This window comes from Lentzea tibetensis (genome assembly GCF_007845675.1).
GTDB classification, from domain to species: domain Bacteria; phylum Actinomycetota; class Actinomycetes; order Mycobacteriales; family Pseudonocardiaceae; genus Lentzea; species Lentzea tibetensis.
In genome coordinates this window covers 1-1,057 of record NZ_VOBR01000102.1, presented here as the reverse complement: position 1 = coordinate 1,057, position 1,057 = coordinate 1, and the positions used below count along the sequence as shown (strand labels likewise).

The window sequence follows — 1,057 nt, the reverse complement described above, 5'->3', positions numbered from 1 at the left end:
TCCTGGACGCGTTGCTGGCGAAGGATCCGCGTTCGCGGGTGGCGGTCGAGACGCTGGTGACGACGGGCCAGGTCCACGTCGCGGGTGAGGTGACGACCGAGGCGTACGCGGACATCCCGTCGATCGTGCGGGACGTGATCCTGGGCATCGGCTACGACTCGTCGGCGAAGGGCTTCGACGGCCACTCGTGCGGCGTGAACGTGGCGATCGGGTCGCAGTCGCCGGACATCGCGCAGGGTGTGGACACGGCGTACGAGAACCGTGTGGACGGTGCCGAGGACGAGATCGACCGGCAGGGTGCGGGCGACCAGGGCCTCATGTTCGGCTACGCGTGCACCGACACGCCCGAGCTGATGCCGCTGCCGATCGCGCTCGCGCACCGGCTGTCCCGCCGCCTGACCGCCGTGCGCAAGGACGGCACCGTGCCGTACCTGCGTCCGGACGGCAAGACCCAGGTCACCATCGAGTACGCCGGTGACCAGCCCGTTCGTCTCGACACCGTCGTCGTGTCCACGCAGCACGCGGACGGCATCGACCTGGAGAAGCTGCTCGGCGTCGACATCCGCGAGCACGTGGTGGTGCCGGAGATCGCCGAGCTCGGTCTCGACACGTCCGACGTGCGGCTGCTGGTCAACCCGACCGGCCGCTTCGTCATCGGTGGCCCCATGGGTGACGCGGGCCTGACCGGCCGCAAGATCATCGTCGACACGTACGGCGGCATGGCACGGCACGGTGGTGGCGCGTTCTCGGGCAAGGACCCGTCGAAGGTGGACCGGTCGGCCGCGTACGCGATGCGCTGGGTGGCCAAGAACGCGGTCGCCGCGGGGCTGGCCACGCGGATCGAGGTGCAGGTCGCCTACGCGATCGGCAAGGCGGCGCCGGTCGGCCTGTTCGTCGAGACGTTCGGCACCGAGACCGTCGACCCGTCGAAGATCCAGCAGGCGATCACCGAGGTGTTCGATCTGCGTCCGGCTGCGATCATCCGCGACCTCGACCTGTTGCGTCCGATCTACGCGCCGACCGCCGCGTACGGCCACTTCGGCCGCACCGACGTCGC

1 protein-coding gene is annotated in these 1,057 nt (G+C 70.0%); it reads left to right on the top strand.

From position 1 onward, the window contains the following. Positions 1-1,057, top strand: a 1,057-nt coding sequence (gene metK, locus FKR81_RS43105; protein WP_146361384.1) for a methionine adenosyltransferase, incomplete at both ends; no start/stop codon positions are given.